Source organism: uncultured Sulfitobacter sp. (assembly GCF_947497275.1).
In the GTDB taxonomy this organism is placed as follows: Bacteria; Pseudomonadota; Alphaproteobacteria; order Rhodobacterales; family Rhodobacteraceae; genus Sulfitobacter.
Genome location: NZ_CANMFS010000003.1, coordinates 327,772 through 351,027, shown reverse-complemented (window position 1 = coordinate 351,027; position 23,256 = coordinate 327,772). Strand labels below are relative to the sequence as shown.

Sequence of the window (23,256 nt, the reverse complement as noted above, 5' to 3'; positions counted from 1 at the left end):
GCACCTACCCATTTGATAACTTCTCCACATCATTAATTCGTACGGCACAAACCGGCTTTGCAGTCATTAGTCCCCGATGAATCGACGTCATCAACCCGTCGAAAATCCAAGGCTCTTGATTTGAACGGCAAACATACGCAACATGGAACCGCTTTCGTTTCGTTAACTCAGTCGATTTGTACCGACGAAATATAGCATTGCAGGGGGCGGATGTGATGTCGAGACCACCAAAAAAGATCGCTATTCTTGGAGGTGGTGTCGGAGCGGTGACCGCTGCCTTCGCGCTGACTTCGGCAAAAGGATGGGAACAGGAGTACGACGTCACGGTCTACCAGATAGGGTGGCGTCTGGGCGGCAAGGGGGCAAGCGGAAGGCGGGCGTCGGCGCATCAACGGATCGAAGAGCACGGGTTGCATGTCTGGTCCGGTTTCTACGACAACGCGATCAAGCAGATGAAGGAATGTCTGGATGAGCTGAACAGTTCCGGGATCGGCGGCGTCTATGGATCATTCGGGGAATCGTTCACCGCACACAACAATATTGCGCTCGGAGATTATTCTGATCACGCCTGGACGATGTTGCCTCTGAGACCTGAGAACAACGATGCCATCCCCGGCTCGGGCGGTGTCACGCTTACGCCTTGGCAGTATTTCACGGAGCTTGCAGGCTATTTGCGTGCCGTGCTCGACAAGGTTGGTGGAAAGTTAAAGCACGCCCCACACCCCGCCGTGACCCTTCCCGCGCATGTGCAGGAGCATCTGGCGCGTCGGCGTGGCTTCGCCGTGGATACCGAAAGCGGCACGGCAGTGCATTGGCTGGATGATCTGGCGCAGTCTTTGCCCAAGGATCCAAACTCACATGTCCCCGCAGATACCGAAGCGCTCGAACACATTACCCGCGCCGCACATCGCGCCGTCAAGCGCAATGGTATCGCGATCGAAGCAAAGAGCCATGGCGATGAGACGTCCCGTCTTCTCTATGAGGTGCTTGATCTGGGGGGAGCTGCGCTCAGGGGGATGGTTGCCGACGGTGTCTATCTGCACGGCTTCGATGTCATCGACGATGTCGAGATTTCCGCCTGGCTCGAACGACACGGTTCCAAGCGAGAAACCATCGACGGTCCGCTGGTGCGGGCGGTTTATGACTATGCCTTCGGGTTCAGGCAGGGAATGACCGACCATGCGCACCGGGCCATCGGGGCCGGTGTTTTCCTGAACGGCAGCCTGCGTCTGTTTTTCACCTACAAAGGTTCGATCTTTTTCAAGATGAACGCGGGGATGGGAGATACGATTTTCACACCTTACTACAAGGTGCTGGCGGCGCGGGGCGTGAAGTTCGAGTTCTTTCACAAGGTACGCGATCTCAAGCTCGATTTGGAAGGGGTGCATATTGAGACGATCGAGATCGACCGGCAGGCAACTGTCCTGACGCCTCCCTATAACCCTTTCGTGAACGTCAAGGGCCTTGATTGCTGGCCTTCCGAGCCGGATTTCGATCAGTTGAAGGAGGGCAAAGACCTCGCGGCGCGCAAGATTGATCTGGAAAGTTCCTGGAGCGATTGGCAACCCGTCCAGCAGATAAGCCTCGAACGAGGCAAGGATTTTGATGAGGTCGTGTTGGGCATATCGCTGGGCGCGCTGCCCTATATCGCCGGGGATCTGATCGACGCGGACCCGGCCTGGCGCGAGATGATCGAGCGGGTAAAGACGACCGCAACCCAGGCGATGCAACTCTGGCTCAAACCGGACACGGCCAAACTGGGCTGGCCGCATGGAGACACGATATTGACCGCCTACGCCGACGACATGAACACCTGGGCTGACATGACCCATCTGGCGGGCGTCGAGGACTGGCCGGAGGGGCAGGCACCCGGCAGCATCGCCTACTTCTGCGGCCCGTTACCGGATCCGGCGGACATACCGCTATTCTCCGATACCGGCTTTCCGGAGCGCGCCCGCGCGCAGGTTCGGTCGAACAGCCGCAAGTGGATGGACATGCACGGCGCGCAGCTTTGGCCTACCGCGTTTGGCGACGACGGTAAGTTCGACACCAAGGCACTGGTCGAAATGGAGTACGGGCCGTCAGACGATCCTTGGGATATGCAGTATTTTCGGGCGAACTTCGAGCCGGCGGAACGCTATGTCCTGTCGGCGCCGGGGTCGACCACCGCAAGGTTGCGGTCGGACCGGTCCGGCTTTGCCAATCTCTGGCTGGCGGGCGACTGGACCTATACCGGCATCAATGCAGGATGCGTCGAGGCCGCCACAATGTCCGGATTGCGGGCGGCGGCGGGTCTGCGCAAGGAACGGCCGTCGATCGTGGGCGAAGAGGTCAATCCCGTGCCCGGCGGATCGGGTCACCGTCCGGAGAAAGAGGTGCCGATGGCGCCCGTTCTCAAAACCATCCGCGCGCAGAATTCGGCCTGGCCATGGAGCTCGGTCTACGGGATGGCACAAACCACCGGGGCATCAGTGGTGGTGCCCTTCGCGCGCGAAATCGTGCAGAAGCTTTTACCCAAGGGGTTGGTGCTGGGCGAACAAACCATCACGGAAACCGGCGATCATCCGGTGATATTGCTGTTTGCCCGACAGCGCGACGTGCGCCCGAACCAGCTGCCGTTCGGGATGAATTATTCCGAGTTTATCTGCGCGGTACCCTGGGTGCGCCACGCCGATCCGTCGCTTCAGGACTTGCCGCCGCTGATTGTTCCGACAAAGCTCTATCTCGACAGCCTGCCGCCGATCCTGCTGGGCATCTACGGCTACGGCTTTCCCAAAGAACGCGCGTCAATGCATGTTGACATGGATAACTACATCATACGAGATGCAGAAACGGATGAAGAAATCATTTCGTGCAGTTTCGAGCGCGCGGGCGCGAAGACCCGGGCACACGCCCTGCCGTTTTTCGACAAGGTGCGGGCCGGCTATGAAATGGCGATGGTAACGCGCAACCGGATCGGCCAGTGGCAGTACTCGGTCTATGACTTTTCCCTCGGTCAGGCCGAGCTTGAGCCACTGAACATGCAGATCCGGATCTCCTCGGACGTCTTCGGGCTTCCGAAGGGGATCATCAAGACACCGGACATCCGCACATCCTCGTTGGGTGGCTTTTTCCTGACCAGCGATGCGACGATCAACAATCCGCTGCAATCCCACCAGCTGTTGCGGACGCTCAAGACATGACCGAAATGTGCGCGACCTGTCTGCATTGCGCGGCCCCGCTCGCCAAGGCCGCCAAGTTCTGCAGCGCCTGCGGGGCGCGGGTGGAGGAAAAGCGGTCCATCCATTCGCATTACATGACGGTCCTGTTCTGCGACCTTGCCGGTTCGACAGAGCTTACCCGGCAGCTTGGGGATGAAATGATGTTCGATCTCATCTCGCGCTATCAGGAGATCTGTAACGATGCTGTGACCGATCACGGCGGATACGTCGCCAAATACATGGGCGATGGGATGCTCGCCTATTTCGGTTATCCCGAACCGGTGAAGAACAGCGCGAACGCGGCAGTGAGCGCGGGCTTGCGCATCATCGAGCGCAACCGCGACCTGATCGTTCCGAACGGCGAAATTTCGGCAAGTGCCGGGACCGCGACAGGTTGGATGGTCGTCGGCGACACCAACACAGGTGCCGCAGCCGCGGAGACGATGGCGATCGGCGGAACGGTGAACCTTGCGGCAAGGCTGCAATCGGAGGCCGGCACGGGCCGGATCGCCGTCTCGTCTGAAACCGGGCAAAGGCTCGATCCGACGCAATTTGCGCTCACGCCATTGGGGTCGCGAAATCTGCGCGGTTTTGCCGATCCTGTGCGGGTCTGGCTGGTCGATGCCGCGATCAGCGGAGAGCGTGTCACCGCCTTTGTCGGACGTGACCCGATGCGCAACGCATTGCGCGACGTCTGGACCGAGGTGCAGAAGGGACAGGTCCTGAGCGCCGTGATCGAGGGGCAGGGCGGTTTCGGGAAAACCTCGCTCGCCGAAAGCTTTCTTGAAAGTTCCGTAGGGGAGGGCAACGCGTTTATCATTCGCGCGCAGCGCCATCGCCGCGAGAAGAGCTTTGCTGCTTTCAGGCCCTTCATTCTGTCGCTCGCCGATGCGTCGGTCAACGCACCGCGAGACAGCCAGAAGGCCGCATTGACGGCATGGGCGCCCCCCGACGCGCTGGCAGGTCTCGTGGTTCTGTGCAACCTGAACGACGAACCGGTATCGCCACAGTTGCGCGCCCCGATGATCAAGAACGCGCTCTTGCAGGTCCTGAAGGAGCGTGTGCCGTCCACCCCGGCGACCCTGTTGTTGGATGACGCCCACTGGCTCGACGCGGACAGTCTGCAACTGATCGGCGGCCTGCCGGACGTCCTTCGGGGCAGGAGTCTGCTGATCCTTGCGACGCGGCGCCCGGAGGGGGCTGCGTTCCCGCTGACAGATGCGCGGCTGATCAAGCTTGGGCAGATGGATGTGTCGGAAATGGACGGGGTCATCTCGGCGCTGGACACCGACGGGGTGATCGACCGTGTGACGCGTTCCCAGATCGTCGAAAGGGCCGACGGTGTCCCGCTTTATGTGGAGCATATCACGCGGGCAGTGCTCGAACGGCCAGACAGCCGCCCCGGAGATACAATTCCCACCACGATGATCGAGGCGCTGCTGGAGCGGTTTACCAATCTCGGAGACACTCGGGACCTGGTGGAGGCGGCAGCGGTGCTAGGGTCCGCAGTACGTGTCGACGTGCTTGCGGCGATGCTCAATTCGAGCGAAGCGCAGGTCTACGAACAGATCGGGCGGCTCATCGCGCGGGGTCTGCTCCGTCCGGGCGAGCATGGCGCGGTCAGTTTTGACCATGCGCTGATAAGGGAGGCCGTGATCGACACGTTGATGGCGGCACATATGCACAAACTGCACAAATCCGCCTTGGAAGCCTATGAAACAGTAGCACCCGGCGTATTGTCCGTCTCGCCGATCACCGCTGCCTATCACCTCAAGGGGGCGGGGCGCATCAGCGAGGCAATGCCTAAGCTGATAGAGGCGGCGCAATTGGCGCTGGCCAGAGGGGAGATCGCCGAAGCCGTGCGCCTGTTGGCACGCGCCGAAGAAAATCTCGACCAGGTGCCGACAGCCGATGGATTACGGGACCGGCTTGAAATGATGATGAGGTTCTCGCTGGGGTTGGCGCTGGTGCAGCACCGGGGATTCTCCGACGCCAGCGTCGCCGAGGCCTATGGCCGTGCGCTCGAACTGTGCCTGTCCGGGGACCGCAACGGTGAGACCGAATTCCAGATCGCCTGGGGTATTTGGGCGCATTACATGGTGATCGGCGAAATTGATCGTGCGATCCGTTTGTCGCGCCGCATGGACGAGATCGCGACGGTCGAGCCGTCGCTCGAAGTGCTGGCCGCCGCGGCAAGATCGCTTGTCCTCTGGAACACCGGCGATCTGGCGGCGCAGGAGGCGGCAACCGCAGAGACCCGAAGGCTGTATGTGCCCGAACTCCACCGTTTGCACGCCGTCACCTATTCGATGGACAGCCTCGAGATTTCCCATCTGTTCCGCATTCACACCAGGTATATCGCCGGCGATTTGCCGAATTGGCAAGCGGCGCGTGCCGCCGCGCGGGAGCATGAGGACTTTCTGAATCTGCCTTTCCTGCGCCCGTATATTCGCATCTATGGCGCTGCCCCGCTCACATACGCCCATTCGGACGAAGATTACCGTGCCGTTATCGCAGAGGCGACAGAATATGCCGCCGAGATCGGACAGCCCTTCTGGATCGTTGCCGGACAGATATGGCTGGCACACGAAGCTGTGCGGAACGCCGACCCGGAGAGTGGGACTGCGGCACTAGAAGCTGCAACCGATCAGACACGGGCGATCGGGCTGCATATGGGGCAGGCCTATCACATGGCAACTTTGGCCCGTTGTTTTGCGCAAACCGGACGGCCGCAGGATGCGCAGGACGCGATAAACGAAGCACTTAGCGAGAACCAGGTCGGGCGCGATCTCATTTATGCACCCGAAGTGCTGAGGCTGCAGGCGGAGGTGACGATTTTGACCGATCCCGAAGCGCGGGGGCCAGCCAATGCACTGCTGGATCGTGCACAGGCACGGGCAGAACGCACGGGAAGCCGTGCCTGGGCCGCCTTGATCGCTGCGTCCCGCGCCCGACTGATGAGCGTCGAAACGGGAACGCCGGAAGCTCAGGCATGGCTGGAAAAAACCCTCTGCGCGCTGCACCTGCCCGGATCGGAACTGCACCCCGCCTTTGTTACCGCCAGACGTGCTTTCATCGCGCCGATATAAGGCACCTGCGGTAGCTCAGGCGCGCATTGCTCTATCCGTCGGCGCTTGAAAGGCGGCAGGGTTGGTCCTGCCACAGTGCTGCAACTTCGCATTCGCGCAGGGCCGCCCGCACGTGGAGCCGGTCTTGCCTCCGCATGCATATCACGTACCGGTGTCGGATCACCCGTCCCCGGTGCGTCAGTCCGCATGAGACGGCAGGCGTCGAATTGCAGTTTGCTACGCAGCATCCACCGGCAGCGTTCAAAACAAAGGAATCGTCACTGACATGCACAAATGGCGTGCGCAGCCGTCAAACGCCTCTTCCCTTCAGGGTTTGATCCAAACCTAACCCCTCATTCGCTCAGAAACGTCCGAAATATAACCGGGCGATGTGATTTCATCGCCGCTTGGTTGCCGCAATCATGGTAATTCAGAACCGGATGGCCGAAGGTGGTTTGGTGAAGATTTGAACATCGGGGATGTGTGTGACAGTAGCGATCAGCGCGCGGAAACTGCGCAAGGTCTATCCGGGACAGCCTCCCGTTGTGGCTCTCGAAGAGGCGACAATCGATATTCTGGAGAACGAGTTTTTCACCCTGCTGGGTCCGTCGGGCTGTGGCAAGACCACGCTGTTGCGCCTCATCGCGGGGTTCGAGCATCCGACCGAAGGCACGCTAACAATGCACGGCGAGGATCTGCTGGCCTTGCCGCCGCACAAGCGGCCCGTGAATACTGTGTTCCAGAACTATGCGCTGTTCCCGCATCTCACGGTGGCTCAGAATATCGCCTTCGGGCTTGAGATGCTGGGCAAATCGCGCGCGGAAATCACGCGGACGGTGGATGAGATGATGGAACTGGTAAAGATGACCCAGATGGCGGACCGCCAGACTGGCCAAATCTCAGGCGGCCAGCAACAGCGTGTCGCGCTGGCGCGCGCACTGGCGCCCAAGCCTAAGGTTCTGCTGTTGGACGAGCCGTTGAGCGCGCTGGACTTCAAGCTGCGCAAGGACATGCAGCTTGAACTGAAGCGTTTGCAAACGGAGACGGGCATCACCTTCATCTTCGTGACGCACGATCAGGAAGAGGCGCTGGCAATGTCGGACCGCATCGCGGTGATGAGTGCCGGCACCATTCGTCAGGTCGGCGGGCCGCGCGACATCTATGACCAGCCTGCCGAACGCTTCGTCGCGGACTTCATCGGAGACACCAATTTCCTGCCCGCCGAGATCACCGCCTTTGAGGGCGACAGCATCCAGACGCGGTTGTCGTCGGGCAAGACGGTGAAGGCGCGCGGCCACGCGGACGTCAAACAGAAGGGCAAGGTCACGCTGGCGATCCGGCCCGAGCACGCAAGCCTTGCGTCCGAGGATGAAGGGCTTCTGGCCGGCACACTGGGCGAGATCGTCTATTTCGGGACCGACACGCATTATCACATCGCGCTGGACGACGGCACGGGCTTTGTCGTGCGCCGCCAGAACCAGCCGGAGATCAAGGCGGCCTATGCCTCGGGGCAGCGGATCGGCGTGCGGTTCGGCGATGACGTGGCGCAGGTGTTGAGGGATTGACGGATGGCTGATCTTGCCCAAGCCACGCAACAGCGCGCCGCGCGCACCCGCTGGCTCTTGCTGGCGCCCGCGCTTGTCATCCTGCTGATCGCGGCCAGTGGCCCGTTGCTGATCACGCTCGTCTATTCGTTTCTCACACCCGGCGATTACGGCGGGGTGGAATGGCAGTTTTCGGTCGATGCGTGGTTCAACGTTGTCATGCAGCGCGATATCTTCGACGACACGCTCGGCTTTTCCGACGCGCATCTGAGCATCTTCGCCCGTTCGGTGAAGCTGTCGCTGATGACCACGGTTTTGTGCCTGTTCTTTGGCTTTCCCACCGCCTATTTCATCGCGACGCGGCCCAAAAAACAGCGCGATCTGTGGATGCTGCTGATCATCATCCCGTTCTGGACCAACCTTCTGATCCGGACCTTCGCGGTGGTCGAGTTGGTGCGGAACGAGGGCACGGTCAATACGCTGTTGCTGTGGCTCGGTGTCATCGATGCCCCGATCCAGATGCTGTACACCGAATTCTCGATTCTCGTGGGGATGGTCTATGTCTATCTGCCGCTGATGGTGCTGCCGCTTTACGCGGCGATGGAGCGGCTGGATTTCAGCCTGGTCGAGGCGGCCTATGACCTTTACGCAACGCGGTTTCAGGTCCTGCGCCGGGTGATCGTGCCGCTGGTCAAGCCTGGCGTTGTCGCCGGATCGATCCTTGTGTTCGTGCCGTCGCTGGGCGCCTACGTCACGCCGCGGGTGATGGGTGGCGGCAACCAGTTGATGATCGGGAACCTGATCGAATTGCAGTTCGGGCAGGGGCGTAACTGGCCGTTGGGGGCGGCGCTTTCGATCACGCTTCTGGGAATAGTGATGCTCGCCCTGTTGCTCTACGTGCGCGCCGCCGGCAGCGAGGAGCCGCACCGTGGCTAGATACACAAGGTACGACGTTCACCGCCAAACAGGCTTTACCACCATCGCGTTCAGCTGCTTTGTGCTGCTTTACATGCCGATCATCCTGCTGGTGATCTATTCGTTCAACGCGGGTTCCTCTATAGCGATCTGGGAGGGGTTTTCGTGGCGCTGGTATCAATCCGCCTGGCAGAACGAGCAGGTGCAGGAGGCGACGGTACGCAGCCTGATCATCGCACTCTGGGCCTCCGCGGTCTCGACCTCCGTGGCGGTCATGGCGGCGCTCGCCACAACCCGCACGCGCAAGTTCAGGGGCCAGAGCGTCGTCTTCGCACTGATCAACCAGCCGCTGATGGTGCCCGAAATCGTGACCGCCGTGGCGCTGCTGATCTTTTTCGCGGGGATCAAGGTGGCGACCGGGTATACCGGATTGTTCTACCTGATCCTCGCACATTCGGCGTTCTGCATCCCGTTCGCCTATCTGCCGATCCGAGCACGGTTGCAGGGCATGGATCTGACGCTCGAACAGGCGGCGGCGGATCTATATGCCACGCCATTTCAGGTGTTCCGCCGGATCACCCTGCCACAGCTTTGGCCGGGGATTCTTGCGGGCGCTATGCTGGCCTTCGTGATCAGCCTCGATGACGTGGTAATCACCGAATTTGTCAAATCCGCCGGACAGGATACACTGCCTACCTACATGCTCGGCCAATTGCGACGTGTCGTAACGCCGGAAATCAACGCGATTTCCACCGCGTTGCTTAGCATATCCATCCTCATGGTGATTGCCTTCACCGTGCTGAGCAAAATGAAAAAATAAATCACCGTCACCAAGGGAGACCAAAATGACCAAGACACTGGCAACAACCGCGATGTTTCTGGCACTCGCCGCTCCGGCCTTCGCCGAAGGAGAGTTGAACCTGTACAACTGGGGCAACTACACCAGCCCCGAGATGATCGAGAAGTTCGAGAAAGAGACCGGCATCAAGGTCACGATCACCGATTACGACAGCAACGATACGGCGCTGGCCAAGATCAAGGCGGGCGGTCACGGCTTCGACATTGTCGTGCCGTCGGGGACCTATGTGCCGATCTTCATCGACGAAGGCCTGCTGATGGAAAGCAAGCCAAACGAGATGGAAAACTTCTCGAACATGGACCCGCAGTGGGTCGATGTCGAATTCGATCCGGGCCGCAATTACACCGTGCCATGGCAGTGGGGAACAGTCGGCGTGACGGTGAACACATCCGTCTACGATGGCGACATCGACACCTCCGCCGTGATCTTCGATCCGCCGGAAGAACTGAAGGGTAAAATCAACGTCACGCCCGAGATGAACGACTTGATGGGCCTCGCGATCCACTACGTCGGCGGAGAGCAATGCACGGCCGACAAGGAAGTCCTCAAGAAGGTGCGCGACATGCTGCAGGCCGCCAAGCCAAGCTGGATTTCGATGGACTATGGCATGATCGAGAAATACGCAGCTGGAGATGTGGCCGCGGGATCAAACTGGAACGGTGCCTCGATGCGCGCGCGCGCCAAGAACGCCGATATTTCCTTCGGCTATCCGCAGGAAGGCTATCCCGTCTGGATGGACAACGCCGCGATCTTGGCCGATGCGACAAACGTGGAAGAGGCGAAAACCTTCCTCAATTTTATCATGGCGCCTGAAAACGCGGCCATGCTGTCGTCGTTTGCGCGCTACGCCAACGGCATCGCTGGGTCCGAAGAATTCATGCCCGAGGACATGAAGACCGCGCCCGAAATCGTCGTGCCCGCCGAGTTGAAAGGCGCGGCCTATGTCGCAAGAACCTGCCCACCGGAAGCGACCAAGCTCTACACTGCGATCTGGACAGAACTCCAGAAGTAACCGTATCCATGGCCCGCTTTCGGCAGGGCCATGGATCCCCTCAGCAATCGGGAGCGTCGGATGACCGCAGATCTGATCGTGCACAATGGTGCGCTGATGACCTTTGATCCCGAGCAACCAACGGCGCAGGCGCTGGCAATTACCGCAGGCCTGATCACGGCAGTCGGTGATAACACGGCGATCCTTGCGCTGTCCGGTCCGGACACCAAGGTATATGATGCGAATGGCGGCACGGTGTTGCCCGGATTGATCGACAGCCACGTGCACCTGTTTACCGGATCGGTGGAGTTGACCCTGCCGAGCCTGTATGGGGTTGAAGGTCTGGAGACGATGGCCGAAGTCATCCTGCCCTATGCAGAAACATACCCGGACAGCGATCTGGTGTTCTGTGTGATGGCAGATTACGGCATTCTGGGCACCGGCGCGACGCCGACAAGGCATGATCTGGACCAGATCCTGCCCGACCGACCGCTGGCCCTGTTTGCGCCCGATCATCACACCGTCTGGGCGAATACCGCTGCTTTGAAGGCTGCGGGGTTATTTCGCGGCGCGCGAGTCGATGCGGGATCGCAAGTCGTGATCGGCAACGATGGGTATGCCGCCGGCGAATTACTTGAGCCGGGCGCTTACGGCGCGGTCCTTGCGATGACCGACCACGCGGGCCGAGAGATGCTGGGTCTGACCACCGGCAAGGATCCACAGCCGCCCGCCACGCCCGCGCAGCGCGAAATGGATAAGGATGTAATCGCGAAGGGCCTCGCGCATTGTGCCGCGCAGGGGATCACCGGTCTGCACCTGATGGACGGCAATACCTATCAGCTTGAGCTGTTGTCCGAGCTTGACGCGGAAGGCCGTCTGCCGTGCCGCTGTCTCGTGCCGTTCCACATGAAGGGAACCGATCCGATCAGCCGCATCGCCGCCGAAGCGCCGCAAATGCGCAACAGGTTCCATAGCGACAAGCTGCGCTGCGGCCACGTCAAGATGTTCTTCGACGGTGTTATCGAAAGCGGCACCGCGTTGATGCTGCGCCCCTATCCCGGCGTGCTGGGCGCGGGTGGCAACGCGGGCGATGAGGTGTTCACCCAAGAGCATTTCGAGGCCGCCTGCATCGAGGCGGACCGTCTCGGGTTTCAGATCGCGGTGCACGCGATCGGGGACGCGGGCGTCCGCCGCACCATCGACGCCTTCGCCGCTGCGCGACAGGCTAACGGCGCGCGCGACAGCCGCCACCGGATCGAGCATCTCGAGGTGATGCACCCCGACGACATACCGCGCCTTGCCGAGTTTGACATCGTCGCGTCAATTCAGCCCGGCCATGCGCCCATCGGCCATATCTTTCCGCCCGGGGCAGTCGGCCAGTATCTGCACGATGACCAGATCGCGGGCGCCTACGCGTGGCAGACGATCCGCGACACCGGTGCGCGCGTTATTTTTTCGACCGATTGGCCGGTGATTCCAGTCGATGTGATGCCCAACATCCGCGCCGCGATCGCGCCGCTCGATCTTGGGTCGGCGTGGCCCGACCAGACGCAAACCCTGACCGATACGCTCGCGAGCTACACCCGCGACAACGCATGGGTCGAGTTCAACGAGGACTGCAAAGGCATGCTGAAGGCAGGGATGATGGCGGATGTGGCCGTATTGAACATGGATCTGTTCCGGCTCGCGCCCGATGACATCACGCAGGCGTACGCAGTCTTGACGATCTGTGACGGTGCAGTGACATTTCAACGGTAACTGCCGGCCCGGACCTTCCTGCATCCTTCAAACCCAAAATACTAAACCATGAAACGAACCCAGCAGGCGCCTAGCCTTGTTTCAGCAGCGAACTCGGAGAGGGAAATGCGCCTTGCCTGCCTCGATGGCGGTCCAGCCGGTCTTTACGTTGCCATCTCGTCCAAGCTGCGCCAACCCAAGGCACAGGCATCACTGTCGACGCCATCTGTTCGGGTTTTCATCCACACCCCGATGCTCGAGACCTCCATCGCCAAAAACATGGACAAGTGAGCTACGAAGCCGCGGCAAAATCCTTGTCCAAGGGTAATCCGCAAAAGCTTTTCACCAAGGTGGCCGAGGTCGCGGCTGCAGCGCTCTATCTTTGCGCGCCCGCTGCCCGGTCGGTGAAGGGCCGCACGCTTAACCTAACGGGGGGCGAGATATGAACAACGTGTCGCTTTACTTCAACGTAACCGAATCTGCGTCGGAGCACCGCCTGCGATTGTGGCTGCTCAAGGCCACCCGGGTGATCAAGAACGAACTGCGCGTTCCTGTTCGCGCGCGTCAGGCTAGCGGGCTGCGACATTGGGGCTTGCGCGATCCTGTTGCGCATCATCGGGCAGTGGTGCTCGGCGGAATTGCTTTGTACCGGGTGCGCGATGAACGCCGACGAGGGCGATCGCTGGGGGTTTTACAACCGATTGACTACCCCGACTGACTCAATATCGGTGGCGCGATGACGTGGCGCTGTTGGACTACATCAAACCGATCATCACCGTATAAATATCCGCGCAGCATTGTGTTTTGCGACGAACTGCCGATAACTCGGACCGGCAAGATCCTGCGCTTTCTGCTCAAGCGCGACACTAAACCCCAAAGCACCCGTCAGAGGCGCGTTCCAACCTCAACAAGGAGACTTCACATGACACCCAGAACACTCGCACTTGCCGCCTGCATCGCAGGTCTGGCCGGAGGTGCCTTTGCCGATACCCATGCGGGCAAGGTCAAGGTCGGTATGATCACCACGCTGTCTGGTGGTGGTGCGGGCCTTGGCATAGACGTGCGCGACGGCTTTATGCTGGCCGCCAAGCAGGCGGGCAACGACAAACTTGAAGTCATCATCGAGGATGACCAGCGCAAGCCAGATATCGCGGTGCAGCTTGCCGACAAGATGATCCAGTCCGAAAAGGTGGATGTCCTGACCGGCATCATCTGGTCCAATCTGGCGATGGCCGTCATTCCGGGTGCTGTGGCGCAGGGCAAATTCTATCTCTCGCCCAACGCCGGTCCGTCCGCTTTGGCGGGGCGCGGTTGCAGCCCGTTGTACTTTAATGTCGCGTGGCAGAACGACAACCTGCACGAGGCGGCGGGGGCCTATGCCAATTCGGCTGGCTACAAGAATTCGTTCATCCTCGCACCGAACTATCCGGCCGGACAGGACGCGTTGACCGGGTACAAGAGTCAGTACGAGGGTGAACTATCGGGGGAGTTACTTACCGCCTTGGGACAGACCGACTATGCTTCGGAAATTGCGCAGATCCGTGCATCGGGCGCCGATAGCGTGTTCTTCTTTCTGCCCGGCGGCATGGGTATTTCGTTCCTTAAACAATACGCCGACAGCGGCGTTGACATCCCCGTCGTCGGTCCCGCGTTCAGCTTTGACCAGGGCATCCTGCAAGCGGTGGGCGATGCGGCGCTGGGCGTTGTGAACACCTCGCAGTGGAGCAAGGACCTCGACAATCCGACAAACACGGCCTTCGTCGAGAGCTTTCAGGCCGAGTACGGACGTTTGCCGTCGCTGTACGCCAGTCAGGGGTTCGATACCGCGAACCTGTTGCTGAGCGCGATGGACAAGGCCGACATCTCGGACGCGGACGCCTTTCAGGCGGCGCTGGAAGAGGCGGATTTTGCCAGTACGCGGGGGGAATTCAAATTCAACACCAACCACCACCCGATACAGGATATCTATGTGCGTGAAGTGATCAGGGAAGGTGACGTATATACCAACAAGATCATCGGCACGGCGCTTGAGGATCACGGCGACGCCCACGCCGCCGAGTGCCAGATGCAATAAACAAACCGGGGCGGCGAAGATCGCCCCGAACCCTTCCCGGAAAGTCCCCCCATGTCTCCGATCCTGTTGGCAGAACAGATCCTCAACGGCGTGCAACTTGGCGTAATGCTGTTCGTCATGGCCGCTGGCCTGACCCTCGTGTTCGGAGTGATGGGGCTCATCAATCTCGCGCATGGCTCCCTGTTCATGGTCGGCGCTTTCGCGGCGGCGGCGGTGGCGGGGGCAACGGGGTCTTTCATGCTGGCGCTCGTTTCGGCGCTTGCCGCGGCGGCGGCGGCGGGTGCGCTGATCGAGGTGCTTGTGATCCGTCGCCTTTATGCGCGCGATCACCTCGATCAGGTGCTGGCGACCTTCGCGCTGATCCTGATCTTTTCCGAAGGCACCCGTTGGATATTCGGCTCCTTTCCGCTGTATCTCAACATTCCCGACTACCTTTCGGGACCTGTGACCTTGCCCGGCGGAATTCAGTATCCGCTCTATCGGTTGACGCTCATCGGCATCGGCCTTGCCATCGCCGCCGGTCTGTTCGTGCTCATCAGCAAGACCCGCCTTGGCATCCAGATCCGCGCGGGCGAGAATGACCGCGAGATGATCGCGGCGCTCGGTGTCGACATCTCAAAGCTCTACACCATCGTGTTCGCGCTGGGCGCGGGGCTGGCCGGGCTGGCGGGCGCTTTGGTGGGCGCGATCCAGTCGGTGCAGGTCGGCATGGGAGAACCGGTGCTGATCCTCGCTTTCGTGGTAATCGTGATCGGCGGCATCGGCTCGATAAAGGGGGCGCTGATCGGCGCGCTTCTGGTCGGTTTGACCGATACGTTGGGGGGCGTTCTGCTGCCGCACCTCTTCAAGCTGTTCACAGATCCCGCGACAGCGACCTCGGCGGGATCGGCGCTTGCGTCGATGTTGATTTACATCCTGATGGCTGTGGTGTTGATCTGGAAACCCACCGGATTGTTCGGAGCCCGCGCATGACCACCGAACGGATATTGAACGCGGTCGTCGTGGCCGGGCTGGTCCTGTTTCCGATCTGGGCGTGGATGGCGGACGAGCCCTTTATGATTACCCTGGCGACCAAGGCCGCGATCCTGGCACTTGCCGGTGTAGGCCTCAACCTCGCCCTCGGCATCGGCGGGCTGGTCAGTTTCGGCCATGCGGCGTTTTTCGGGATCGGCGGATATGCGATGGGAATCCTCGCCAGCCATGCGCAGGCGTATGATCCGATCTTCACCCAGCCGTTCGTTTTCGAGGGCAGCAAATCCATGCCGGTCATCTGGCTTACTGCAATCCTCGCTTCGGGCCTTGCGGCGTTGGGCATCGGCGCGCTCAGCCTGCGCACGTCGGGCGTGTACTTCATCATGATCACGCTTGCTTTTGGTCAGATGCTGTATTTCTTCTCGATCAGCTGGCCTGCCTACGGTGGCGAGGACGGCTTGTCGATCTACGTCCGCAACAGTTTTCCGGGGCTGAATACACTCGATCCGATCCAGTTCTACGGCATTGTGCTGGGGGTGCTCTGCGCGGTACTTTTTCTGCTCGCGCGGCTTGCAAAGTCGCCTTTTGGTCTGGCGTTGGGTGCCGCGCGACAAACGCCACTGCGGGTCGAGACTGTCGGAATTTCGCCCTACCGCTTGCAATTGGTCGCCTTTACGCTGTCGGGCATGATCACCGGCCTTGCCGGTGCGCTGTTCGCTGACCTGAACCGTTTTGTCAGCCCGGTGATGTTCAGCTGGCAAACCAGCGGCGAAATCATGGTCTTCGTCATCATCGGCGGCGTGGCGCGGCTGTTCGGTCCGGTGGTCGGTGCGATCCTTTTTATCATTCTCGAACATCTTCTGGGCGGCCTGTCGGACTATTGGCACATCTACCTTGGCGCGCTGTTGCTGCTGATCGTGCTTTTCGCACGCGGTGGCGTGATCGGAACGCTGACGGGTCGTGAGGCGGCGCATGACTGACCCTGTATTGCAAACGCGCGGATTGTGCCTGTCGTTCGGCGCGCTTCAGGCGAGCAAAGACATCACCCTCGATCTGCGGGCGGGCGAGATCCACGCGCTGATCGGTCCGAACGGGGCGGGCAAATCCACTCTGATCAAGCAGATCGCCGGGGGGCTGCGTCCGGATGCGGGGCAGGTTCTGCTGGATGGTCGTGACATCACCGCGCTCAGCACGGCGCAGCGCGCCCGGCGTGGGTTGGGTCGGACGTTCCAGATTTCTGAACTGGCGATGGAGGATACGGTTTTGCAAAACGCGCTGCTGGGGGCGTTGGGCGCCGGCGGCAATCCCTTCCGCTTTTGGCAGAGCGCACTGGGTCACAGCGATTTGCGCGACCGCGCGGAAACGGCGCTGGAGCGGGTCGGGCTGCGTGACAAGGCGCGGATGCGCACGTCGGAGTTGTCGCACGGGCAGCGGCGGCAGCTTGAAGTCGCCGTCGCTTTGACGTTGAATCCGCGCGTCTTCGTGATGGACGAGCCGATGGCGGGCCTCGGCACCTCGGGTTCCGAGACAATGACGACGTTCCTGGACGGTCTGCGGGCAGAGGCGCCCATCTTGTTGGTGGAACACGATATGGACGCGGTGTTCGCGCTCGCGGACCGGATCAGCGTGCTTGTCTACGGAAGGATCATCGCCACCGGCACCGTCGACGAGATCCGCGCCGATAAAACCGTCCGCAACGCCTATTTGGGAGAGGACGCATGAGCCTGTTGCGCCTCGAAAACGTCACCGCGTCCTACGGCGCATCGCAGGCGCTTTTCGGTGTCTCGCTGGAGGTGGCAGAGGGCGAGGTGCTGGCGCTGATGGGACGCAACGGCATGGGCAAGTCGACAACCGTCAAGACGATCTGCAAGCTGCTGCCCGCTACCGCCGGCACCATCCATTTCGCAGATCACGATCTGGCCGGCGTGCCCGCGCACCGCGCGGCCCGGATGGGCATCGGACTGGTGCCCGAAGGGCGGCGCTGTTTCACCAACCTGACGGTGCTGGAAAATCTCACCGCCGCTGCGCGCGCGGGCGAATGGGATCTGGCCAAGGTCGCCACACTGTTCCCGCGGCTTGAAGAACGAAAAAGCCAGTCCGCCGCTTCGCTTTCGGGTGGAGAGCAACAGATGCTGGCCATCGGGCGCGCATTGATGACCAATCCGCGCCTGCTGATCCTCGACGAGGCGACCGAAGGGCTCGCCCCCATCGTGCGTCAGGAGATCTGGGCGTCAATCGCCATGTTGAAGGCGCAGACCGGCATGGCGATTTTGCTCGTGGATAAATCCCTGCGCGAACTGCGACAGGTCGCGGACCGCGCAGTGGTCCTTGAGCGGGGAGAGACGGTCTGGCGCGGGGCGATGACGGATGTGACGACGCAGTATCTGGGAGTCTGACGTGCCGTTTACTATGAAGCAAAAGATATTGTTCAAACACTGCGATCCGGCGGGCACCACTTTCCATCCGCGCTGTTTCGAAATGATCAACGATTGCGTCGAGGCGTTTTCTGACGCTTGTCCGGATGCGGTGGTCAGCCGTTGTCGGCACGGACCCTGACGGCGACGGCGAAGATCGCTGTCTGACACCGCTTTGCGGCTTGCAAAGGACCGGATTGGTTGCGAAAGTTCGCGCCCGGAAACGATGCAAAGGAACAGGCGCATGACGATCATACCGCTGGACATGGACCCCTCCCTGTGCCTGATCGGTACCGAATGGGTACCAGCGCAGGATGGTCGAACGCTGCCGCTCATCAATCCGTCCGACGGCAGCACGCTGTGCGAGATCGCGCGCGGATCGGCAGACGACATCGACCGCGCAGTCGCTGCCGCCCGGGCAGCGTTTGACGGAGACTGGGGCCGTGCGACGGCGGTAGAGCGGGGCCGCGTGCTGTCCCGGATCGGTGCGCTGGTGCTTGAAAACATCGACGCGCTCGCGGAACTCGAAGCACTGGATGTCGGCAAGCCATTGAAACAGGCGCGCGCCGATGTTGTGGCGCTGGCGCGTTACATGGAATTCTACGCCGGTGCCGTAGACAAGCTGCACGGAACGACGATCCCCTATCTGGACGGCTACACTGTCTATACCTTGCGCGAACCGCACGGCGTCACCGGCCACATCATCCCGTGGAACTACCCCATGCAGATCATCGGTCGGTCCGTGGGCGCGGCACTGGCCACCGGCAATGCCGCCGTGCTCAAGCCAGCCGAAGAGGCGTGCATTACCGCGCTGGCGTTCGGCGAACTGGCCCGCCGCGCGGGCCTGCCTGCCGGTGCGCTGAACGTGGTGCCGGGGCTGGGGGCCGAGGCAGGTGCGGCGCTGACCGCCCACGCGGATGTGAACCACATCTCGTTCACCGGCTCGGTCGGCACGGGGCGGATGATCCAACGTGCGGCGAGCGATCACATTGTGCCGGTGACGCTGGAACTGGGCGGGAAATCCCCGCAGATCGTCTTTGACGATGCGGACATTGACGCTGCGCTGCCCTTTCTGGTCAACGCGGGCATTCAGAATGCGGGGCAAACGTGCTCTGCTTCATCGCGCATTCTGGTGCAGTGCGGCGTCTATGACCGCGTGGTGCAGGCAATGTCGGATCGCTACAACGCGCTGCGCTCTGGTCCTGCGATGGCCGATCTGGATGTCGGGCCGCTGGTGTCGATGCGGCAGAAAGAGATCGTCGAAGGGTTTCTGTCAGCCGGAAGCGATCTGAACGTGGCTGGGCGCGGCACTGTCATCGGGGATGCGCCGTCCGGCGGCGCCTATGTTGCGCCAACGCTGTTCGAAGGGGTCGCCCCCAAACATGCGCTGGCGCAGGACGAGATTTTCGGACCCGTACAGGTTGTCATCCCATTCGAGGACGAGGCAGAGGCGTTGGCCATTGCGAACGGCACTTCCTACGGTCTGGTCGCGTCTGTCTGGTCGCGTGACGGGGCCCGGCAGATGCGGCTGGCGCGCGCCTTGCGTGCAGGGCAGGTTTTCTTGAACAATTATGGCGCAGGCGGCGGTGTCGAGCTGCCGTTTGGCGGATCAGGGCTGTCGGGGCACGGCCGCGAAAAGGGCTTCGAGGCGCTGTACGGCTTTACCACGCTCAAGACGGTCGCGGCTTTTCACGGATAGGATAGAATGATGAGATTGAACGGAAAAACTGCAATTGTCACGGGCGGGGCATCCGGGTTCGGTGCCGGGATCGTGCGAAAGTTTCATGCCGAGGGGGCGCGTGTTCTGATCGCAGATCTTAATCTCGATCTGGCCGAGGCCCTTGCGCAGGAATTGGGCGACAGCGTGCGCGCCATAAAGACCAACGTGGCGGATGGAAGCAGCGTCGGCGCGCTGGCCGATGCCGCGATGGAGGTCTGGGGCCAGATCGATATTCTTGTGAACAATGCAGGCACGACGCATCTGCCAGCGCCCATGGAGGAGGTGAGCGAGGCGGATTTCGATAAGGTGTTCGAGGTGAACTGCAAGTCCGTCTATCTCACCGCCCGCCATATCGTACCGCTGATGAAGACACGCGGGCAGGGGGCGATCCTCAACGTTGCGTCGACGGCGGGCGTGTCGCCACGCCCGCAGTTGAATTGGTACAACGCGTCGAAGGGGTGGATGAACACTGCGACCAAAGGGATGGCCATCGAACTGGCGCCGCAAGGCGTCCGCGTCAACGCGCTCAATCCCGTTGCCGGAGAAACCCCGCTGTTGAAATCGTTCATGGGCGAAGATACGCCCGAGATGCGCGCAAAATTTCTCTCCACCATTCCGCTTGGGCGGTTCTCGACGCCCGAAGACATGGGAAACGCGGCCTGCTTTTTGTGCTCGGACGAGGCGAGCATGATCACGGGCGTGTGCATGGAGGTCGACGGCGGGCGATGTATCTGAGCGAAATCCTAAGGATATTTCGTGTCGACTGCTGGTATCGGTTCGCAACTTTGCTAAATAGCCCCTAGAGTAGCCGAAACTTCCGCCATGATTCCGGATCAAGGCAAATCGACATGCCCGGAAACCGCTTTTCCGGGCCCCAATAAGATGGAGCGCGCGTGTCCCTTTTTCTGATCGTTGCCTTGCCGTTTCTTGGGGCGTTGTTGCCCGGTTTGATGAATCAGGCGGGCCGCGCGGCCTGTGCCGGTGTGACGTTCACAGTCACGCTCGCCGCCTTTATCGGGCTGATGACGAACCTGCCTGCGGTCACGGCGGGCGACACCGTGATGATGCAGGTAGACTGGATCCCGGCGCTGGGCATCAACCTGACGCTGATGCTCGATGCACTCGGTTTCTTTTTCGCCACGCTGATCCTCGGCATCGGTTTGCTGATCATCGCCTACGCGCGCTTCTACCTCGCGCGCGAGGACAACATGGGCGAATTCTTTACCTATCTGCTGCTGTTCCAGGGCGCGATGGTGGGCATCGTTCTAAGTGACAACATCCTGCTATTGCTGGTGTTCTGGGAGCTGACGTCGCTGTCCTCCTTCCTGCTCATCGGCTATTGGAAACATCTGCCCGAAGGCCGGCAGGGCGCGCGCATGGCGCTGGCAGTCACCGGCATGGGCGGCTTGGCACTGATCGGTGGTTTGCTGATACTCGGCCAGATCGCGGGCAGTTATGATCTGAGCGTGATCCTGCAAAACCGGGAACTTATCCAGCAAAGCGATCTGTATCTCCCGGCGTTGATCCTGATCCTGATCGGATGTTTCACCAAATCCGCACAGTTTCCATTCCATTTCTGGCTACCGCACGCGATGGCTGCTCCTACGCCTGTCAGCGCGTATCTGCACTCCGCCACGATGGTCAAGGCGGGGATCTTTCTGATGGCGCGGCTGTGGCCGGTGCTGTCGGGCACGCCCGAATGGTTCGTGCTCGTCACCGGTGCGGGGCTGATCACGCTGGTACTCGGCGCGGTGATCGCGTTGTTCAAGCATGACCTCAAGGCATTGCTTGCCTTCTCGACCGTGTCGCATCTGGGGTTGATCACGATGCTTCTGGGCACAGGCACGGCGTTCGGGGCGATGGCTGCGGTATTTCACATCATGAACCACGCGACGTTCAAGGCCGCGCTCTTCATGTCTGCGGGCATCATCGACCACGAAACCCACACCCGCGACATCCGGCGTCTGGGCGGTCTGCGCCATCTGATGCCGATCACCTTTACCATTGCCACGCTGGCGGCACTGTCGATGGCGGGGATCCCGCTGTTGAACGGTTTTCTGAGCAAGGAGATGATGCTGGAGGAAGCGACGAAAACGGTCCTGTTCGACACGCCCTGGCTGGTGCCGGGCTTTGCCGTGTTTGGCTCGCTTTTCTCGGCGGCCTACTGTTTCCGGCTGATCGGTCATACATTTCTGGGGGCCAAGCGTGATGATTATCCCGCGGCCCCGCACGATCCGCCGAAAGGTCTCTGGCTGCCTCCGGCAATTCTCGTGGTGCTGGTTGTCGTGATCGGTGTCGCCCCCTTCCTTGCGGAGCCGGCGGTCAAGGGGATCACCGCCGCCGTGCTGGGCGGGACGACCGAGTTGCCCTACGCCCACATCAAGATCTGGCACGGGCTGGTGCCCGCACTGTACATGTCCATCGCTGCCGTAGTGGGCGGCTTGATCGTGCTGGCGATGTTCAATCCGTTGTTGCGGATGTGGGACGCCGCACCGCGACCCGAGGCCAAGACGATCTTCGACGCTATGGTTGCTGCCTGCGTCAGCCTGTCGGAAGTGCTGATACATCCACTGCACAACGGGGCGTTCTCACGCTACGGGGCCGTGATGGGCGTGTCAGTCGTTCTTGCTGGTGTCTATGCGTGGATGACAGGGACGATCGCCGCACCGGACCATGCGGTGCAGGTGGCAGGCCTGATCGAGATTGCCGGATTTGCCATGCTGGTGGCCGCAGCATTGGGTATGGTCTTGCTGCACCACAACCGGCTTTTGTCCCTGATCCTGATTGGCATCGTCGGTTTGATGGTTTCGGTCGGCTTCGTGTTTTTCTCTGCACCGGACCTTGCGATGACGCAGATTACAGTCGAAGTGGTGACGACCATCCTGATGCTGCTCGCGCTTAATTTTCTTCCCAACCAGACCCCGATCGAAAGCACGGTACTGCGCCGCACCCGCGATGTGTCGGTGGCCCTCGTCGCGGGCGTTGCTGCAGCGGCGCTCAGCTTTCATTTTCTTCTTCGAGACCCGGTTGCCGCACCAATCTCTGAATTTCATCTCGCCAACAGCTACAAAGGCGGCGGCGGGACCAACATGGTGAATGTCATTCTCGTCGACTTCCGGGGCTTTGACACGTTCGGCGAGATTATCGTGCTCGGCATCGCTGCCTTGCTGATCTATGCGTTGACCGAAGCGTTGCTGGGCGGCCCGGTGCGCGCGCGGTTGCTCAACCGCAAACCGGACAAACGTCTGGCGGGCGACATGCATCCGATGATGATGGTCGTGCTGACCCGCGTGGTGATGCCAGTGATCATGATGGTCGCGTTCTTTGTTTTCCTGCGCGGCCACAACGAACCGGGTGGCGGCTTCATCGCCGGTCTGATCGCGTCGATCGGTCTGGTGATGCAGTACATGGCCAGCGGCTACAGCTGGGCCACGGCGCGGCAACGCTATCCGCATCACGGGGTCATCGGCGCAGGTGTCCTGGTGGCGGGTCTGACCGGTATCGGTTCTTGGTTCGTGGGCAAGCCGTTCCTGACGTCCGATTTCACCTACGTCCGCATTCCGCCGTTCGAGAAGTTCGAATTGGCCACGGCGGCTTTGTTCGATCTGGGTGTATTCCTTGCGGTCGTGGGGGCGGTGATGCTGTCGCTCGACGGGTTCAGCCGCCTCGCGCGCCGCGCGCACTTCAAGGACAGCGACCATCCGATGGATATCAATCCCGAACGGTTGGCCGACGAAGAGCTAAAAGGGCAGGGGGCCTGAT

General features: G+C 61.0%; 17 protein-coding genes and 1 pseudogene. All 18 read left to right on the top strand.

Features of this window, described 5'->3' with window-relative positions; translation table 11 throughout:
• Positions 1-215 precede the first annotated feature (215 nt).
• The 18 genes and pseudogenes from Q1A06_RS08445 (at position 216) to Q1A06_RS08355 (ending at position 23,255) form a co-directional block, all read left to right on the top strand.
• On the top strand, positions 216-3,182 hold the full coding sequence (locus Q1A06_RS08445) for an NAD(P)-binding protein (protein WP_299561500.1): 2,967 nt from the start codon (positions 216-218) through the stop codon (positions 3,180-3,182).
• Positions 3,179-6,289, top strand: a complete 3,111-nt coding sequence (locus Q1A06_RS08440) for an adenylate/guanylate cyclase domain-containing protein (protein WP_299561497.1) — start codon at positions 3,179-3,181, stop codon at positions 6,287-6,289. Before Q1A06_RS08445 ends, Q1A06_RS08440 begins: the two co-directional genes overlap by 4 nt.
• 464 nt (positions 6,290-6,753) lie before the next feature.
• Positions 6,754-7,833 (top strand): ABC transporter ATP-binding protein, encoded by a 1,080-nt coding sequence (locus Q1A06_RS08435; protein WP_299561494.1) that lies wholly within the window; start codon positions 6,754-6,756, stop codon positions 7,831-7,833.
• Between the two features lie 3 nt (positions 7,834-7,836).
• Positions 7,837-8,748 (top strand): ABC transporter permease, encoded by a 912-nt coding sequence (locus Q1A06_RS08430; RefSeq protein ID WP_299561491.1) that lies wholly within the window; start codon positions 7,837-7,839, stop codon positions 8,746-8,748.
• A 43-nt stretch (positions 8,749-8,791) separates the two neighbouring features.
• On the top strand, positions 8,792-9,547 hold the full coding sequence (locus Q1A06_RS08425) for an ABC transporter permease (protein ID WP_299562060.1): 756 nt from the start codon (positions 8,792-8,794) through the stop codon (positions 9,545-9,547).
• Between the two features lie 25 nt (positions 9,548-9,572).
• Positions 9,573-10,598 (top strand): extracellular solute-binding protein, encoded by a 1,026-nt coding sequence (locus tag Q1A06_RS08420; RefSeq protein ID WP_299561488.1) that lies wholly within the window; start codon positions 9,573-9,575, stop codon positions 10,596-10,598.
• Positions 10,599-10,658: 60 nt separating this feature from the next.
• A complete protein-coding gene (locus Q1A06_RS08415) occupies positions 10,659-12,335 on the top strand; it encodes an amidohydrolase (RefSeq protein ID WP_299561485.1) in 1,677 nt (558 codons plus the stop codon).
• 105 nt (positions 12,336-12,440) lie between these two features.
• Positions 12,441-12,605: a hypothetical protein gene (locus tag Q1A06_RS08410; protein ID WP_299561481.1), complete on the top strand. Its 165-nt coding sequence runs from the start codon at positions 12,441-12,443 to the stop codon at positions 12,603-12,605.
• Positions 12,602-12,760: a hypothetical protein gene (locus tag Q1A06_RS08405; RefSeq protein ID WP_366523509.1), complete on the top strand. Its 159-nt coding sequence runs from the start codon at positions 12,602-12,604 to the stop codon at positions 12,758-12,760. Before Q1A06_RS08410 ends, Q1A06_RS08405 begins: the two co-directional genes overlap by 4 nt.
• Before the next feature lie 99 nt (positions 12,761-12,859).
• Positions 12,860-13,018 (top strand): annotated as a pseudogene (locus tag Q1A06_RS08400) (enoyl-CoA hydratase); the annotation flags it as partial.
• 218 nt (positions 13,019-13,236) lie between these two features.
• Positions 13,237-14,388, top strand: a complete 1,152-nt coding sequence (locus Q1A06_RS08395; RefSeq protein WP_299561478.1) for an ABC transporter substrate-binding protein — start codon at positions 13,237-13,239, stop codon at positions 14,386-14,388.
• 51 nt (positions 14,389-14,439) lie between these two features.
• Entirely contained in the window at positions 14,440-15,360 is a 921-nt protein-coding gene (locus Q1A06_RS08390; RefSeq protein WP_299561475.1) for a branched-chain amino acid ABC transporter permease, read from the top strand.
• Complete coding sequence (locus Q1A06_RS08385) at positions 15,357-16,340, top strand: branched-chain amino acid ABC transporter permease (protein ID WP_299561472.1); 984 nt, start codon at positions 15,357-15,359, stop codon at positions 16,338-16,340. Before Q1A06_RS08390 ends, Q1A06_RS08385 begins: the two co-directional genes overlap by 4 nt.
• Positions 16,333-17,082, top strand: a complete 750-nt coding sequence (locus Q1A06_RS08380) for an ABC transporter ATP-binding protein (RefSeq protein ID WP_299561469.1) — start codon at positions 16,333-16,335, stop codon at positions 17,080-17,082. Before Q1A06_RS08385 ends, Q1A06_RS08380 begins: the two co-directional genes overlap by 8 nt.
• Positions 17,079-17,756 (top strand): ABC transporter ATP-binding protein, encoded by a 678-nt coding sequence (locus Q1A06_RS08375; protein ID WP_299561466.1) that lies wholly within the window; start codon positions 17,079-17,081, stop codon positions 17,754-17,756. Before Q1A06_RS08380 ends, Q1A06_RS08375 begins: the two co-directional genes overlap by 4 nt.
• A gap of 262 nt (positions 17,757-18,018) precedes the next feature.
• The gene (locus Q1A06_RS08365) at positions 18,019-19,473 is read left to right on the top strand and encodes an aldehyde dehydrogenase family protein (protein ID WP_299561463.1); all 1,455 of its coding nucleotides are present in this window, start codon (positions 18,019-18,021) and stop codon (positions 19,471-19,473) included.
• A 9-nt stretch (positions 19,474-19,482) separates the two neighbouring features.
• A complete protein-coding gene (locus Q1A06_RS08360; RefSeq protein WP_299562054.1) occupies positions 19,483-20,229 on the top strand; it encodes an SDR family oxidoreductase in 747 nt (248 codons plus the stop codon).
• Between the two features lie 158 nt (positions 20,230-20,387).
• Positions 20,388-23,255: a monovalent cation/H+ antiporter subunit A gene (locus Q1A06_RS08355; RefSeq protein ID WP_299561460.1), complete on the top strand. Its 2,868-nt coding sequence runs from the start codon at positions 20,388-20,390 to the stop codon at positions 23,253-23,255.
• Position 23,256: the final 1 nt, after the last annotated feature.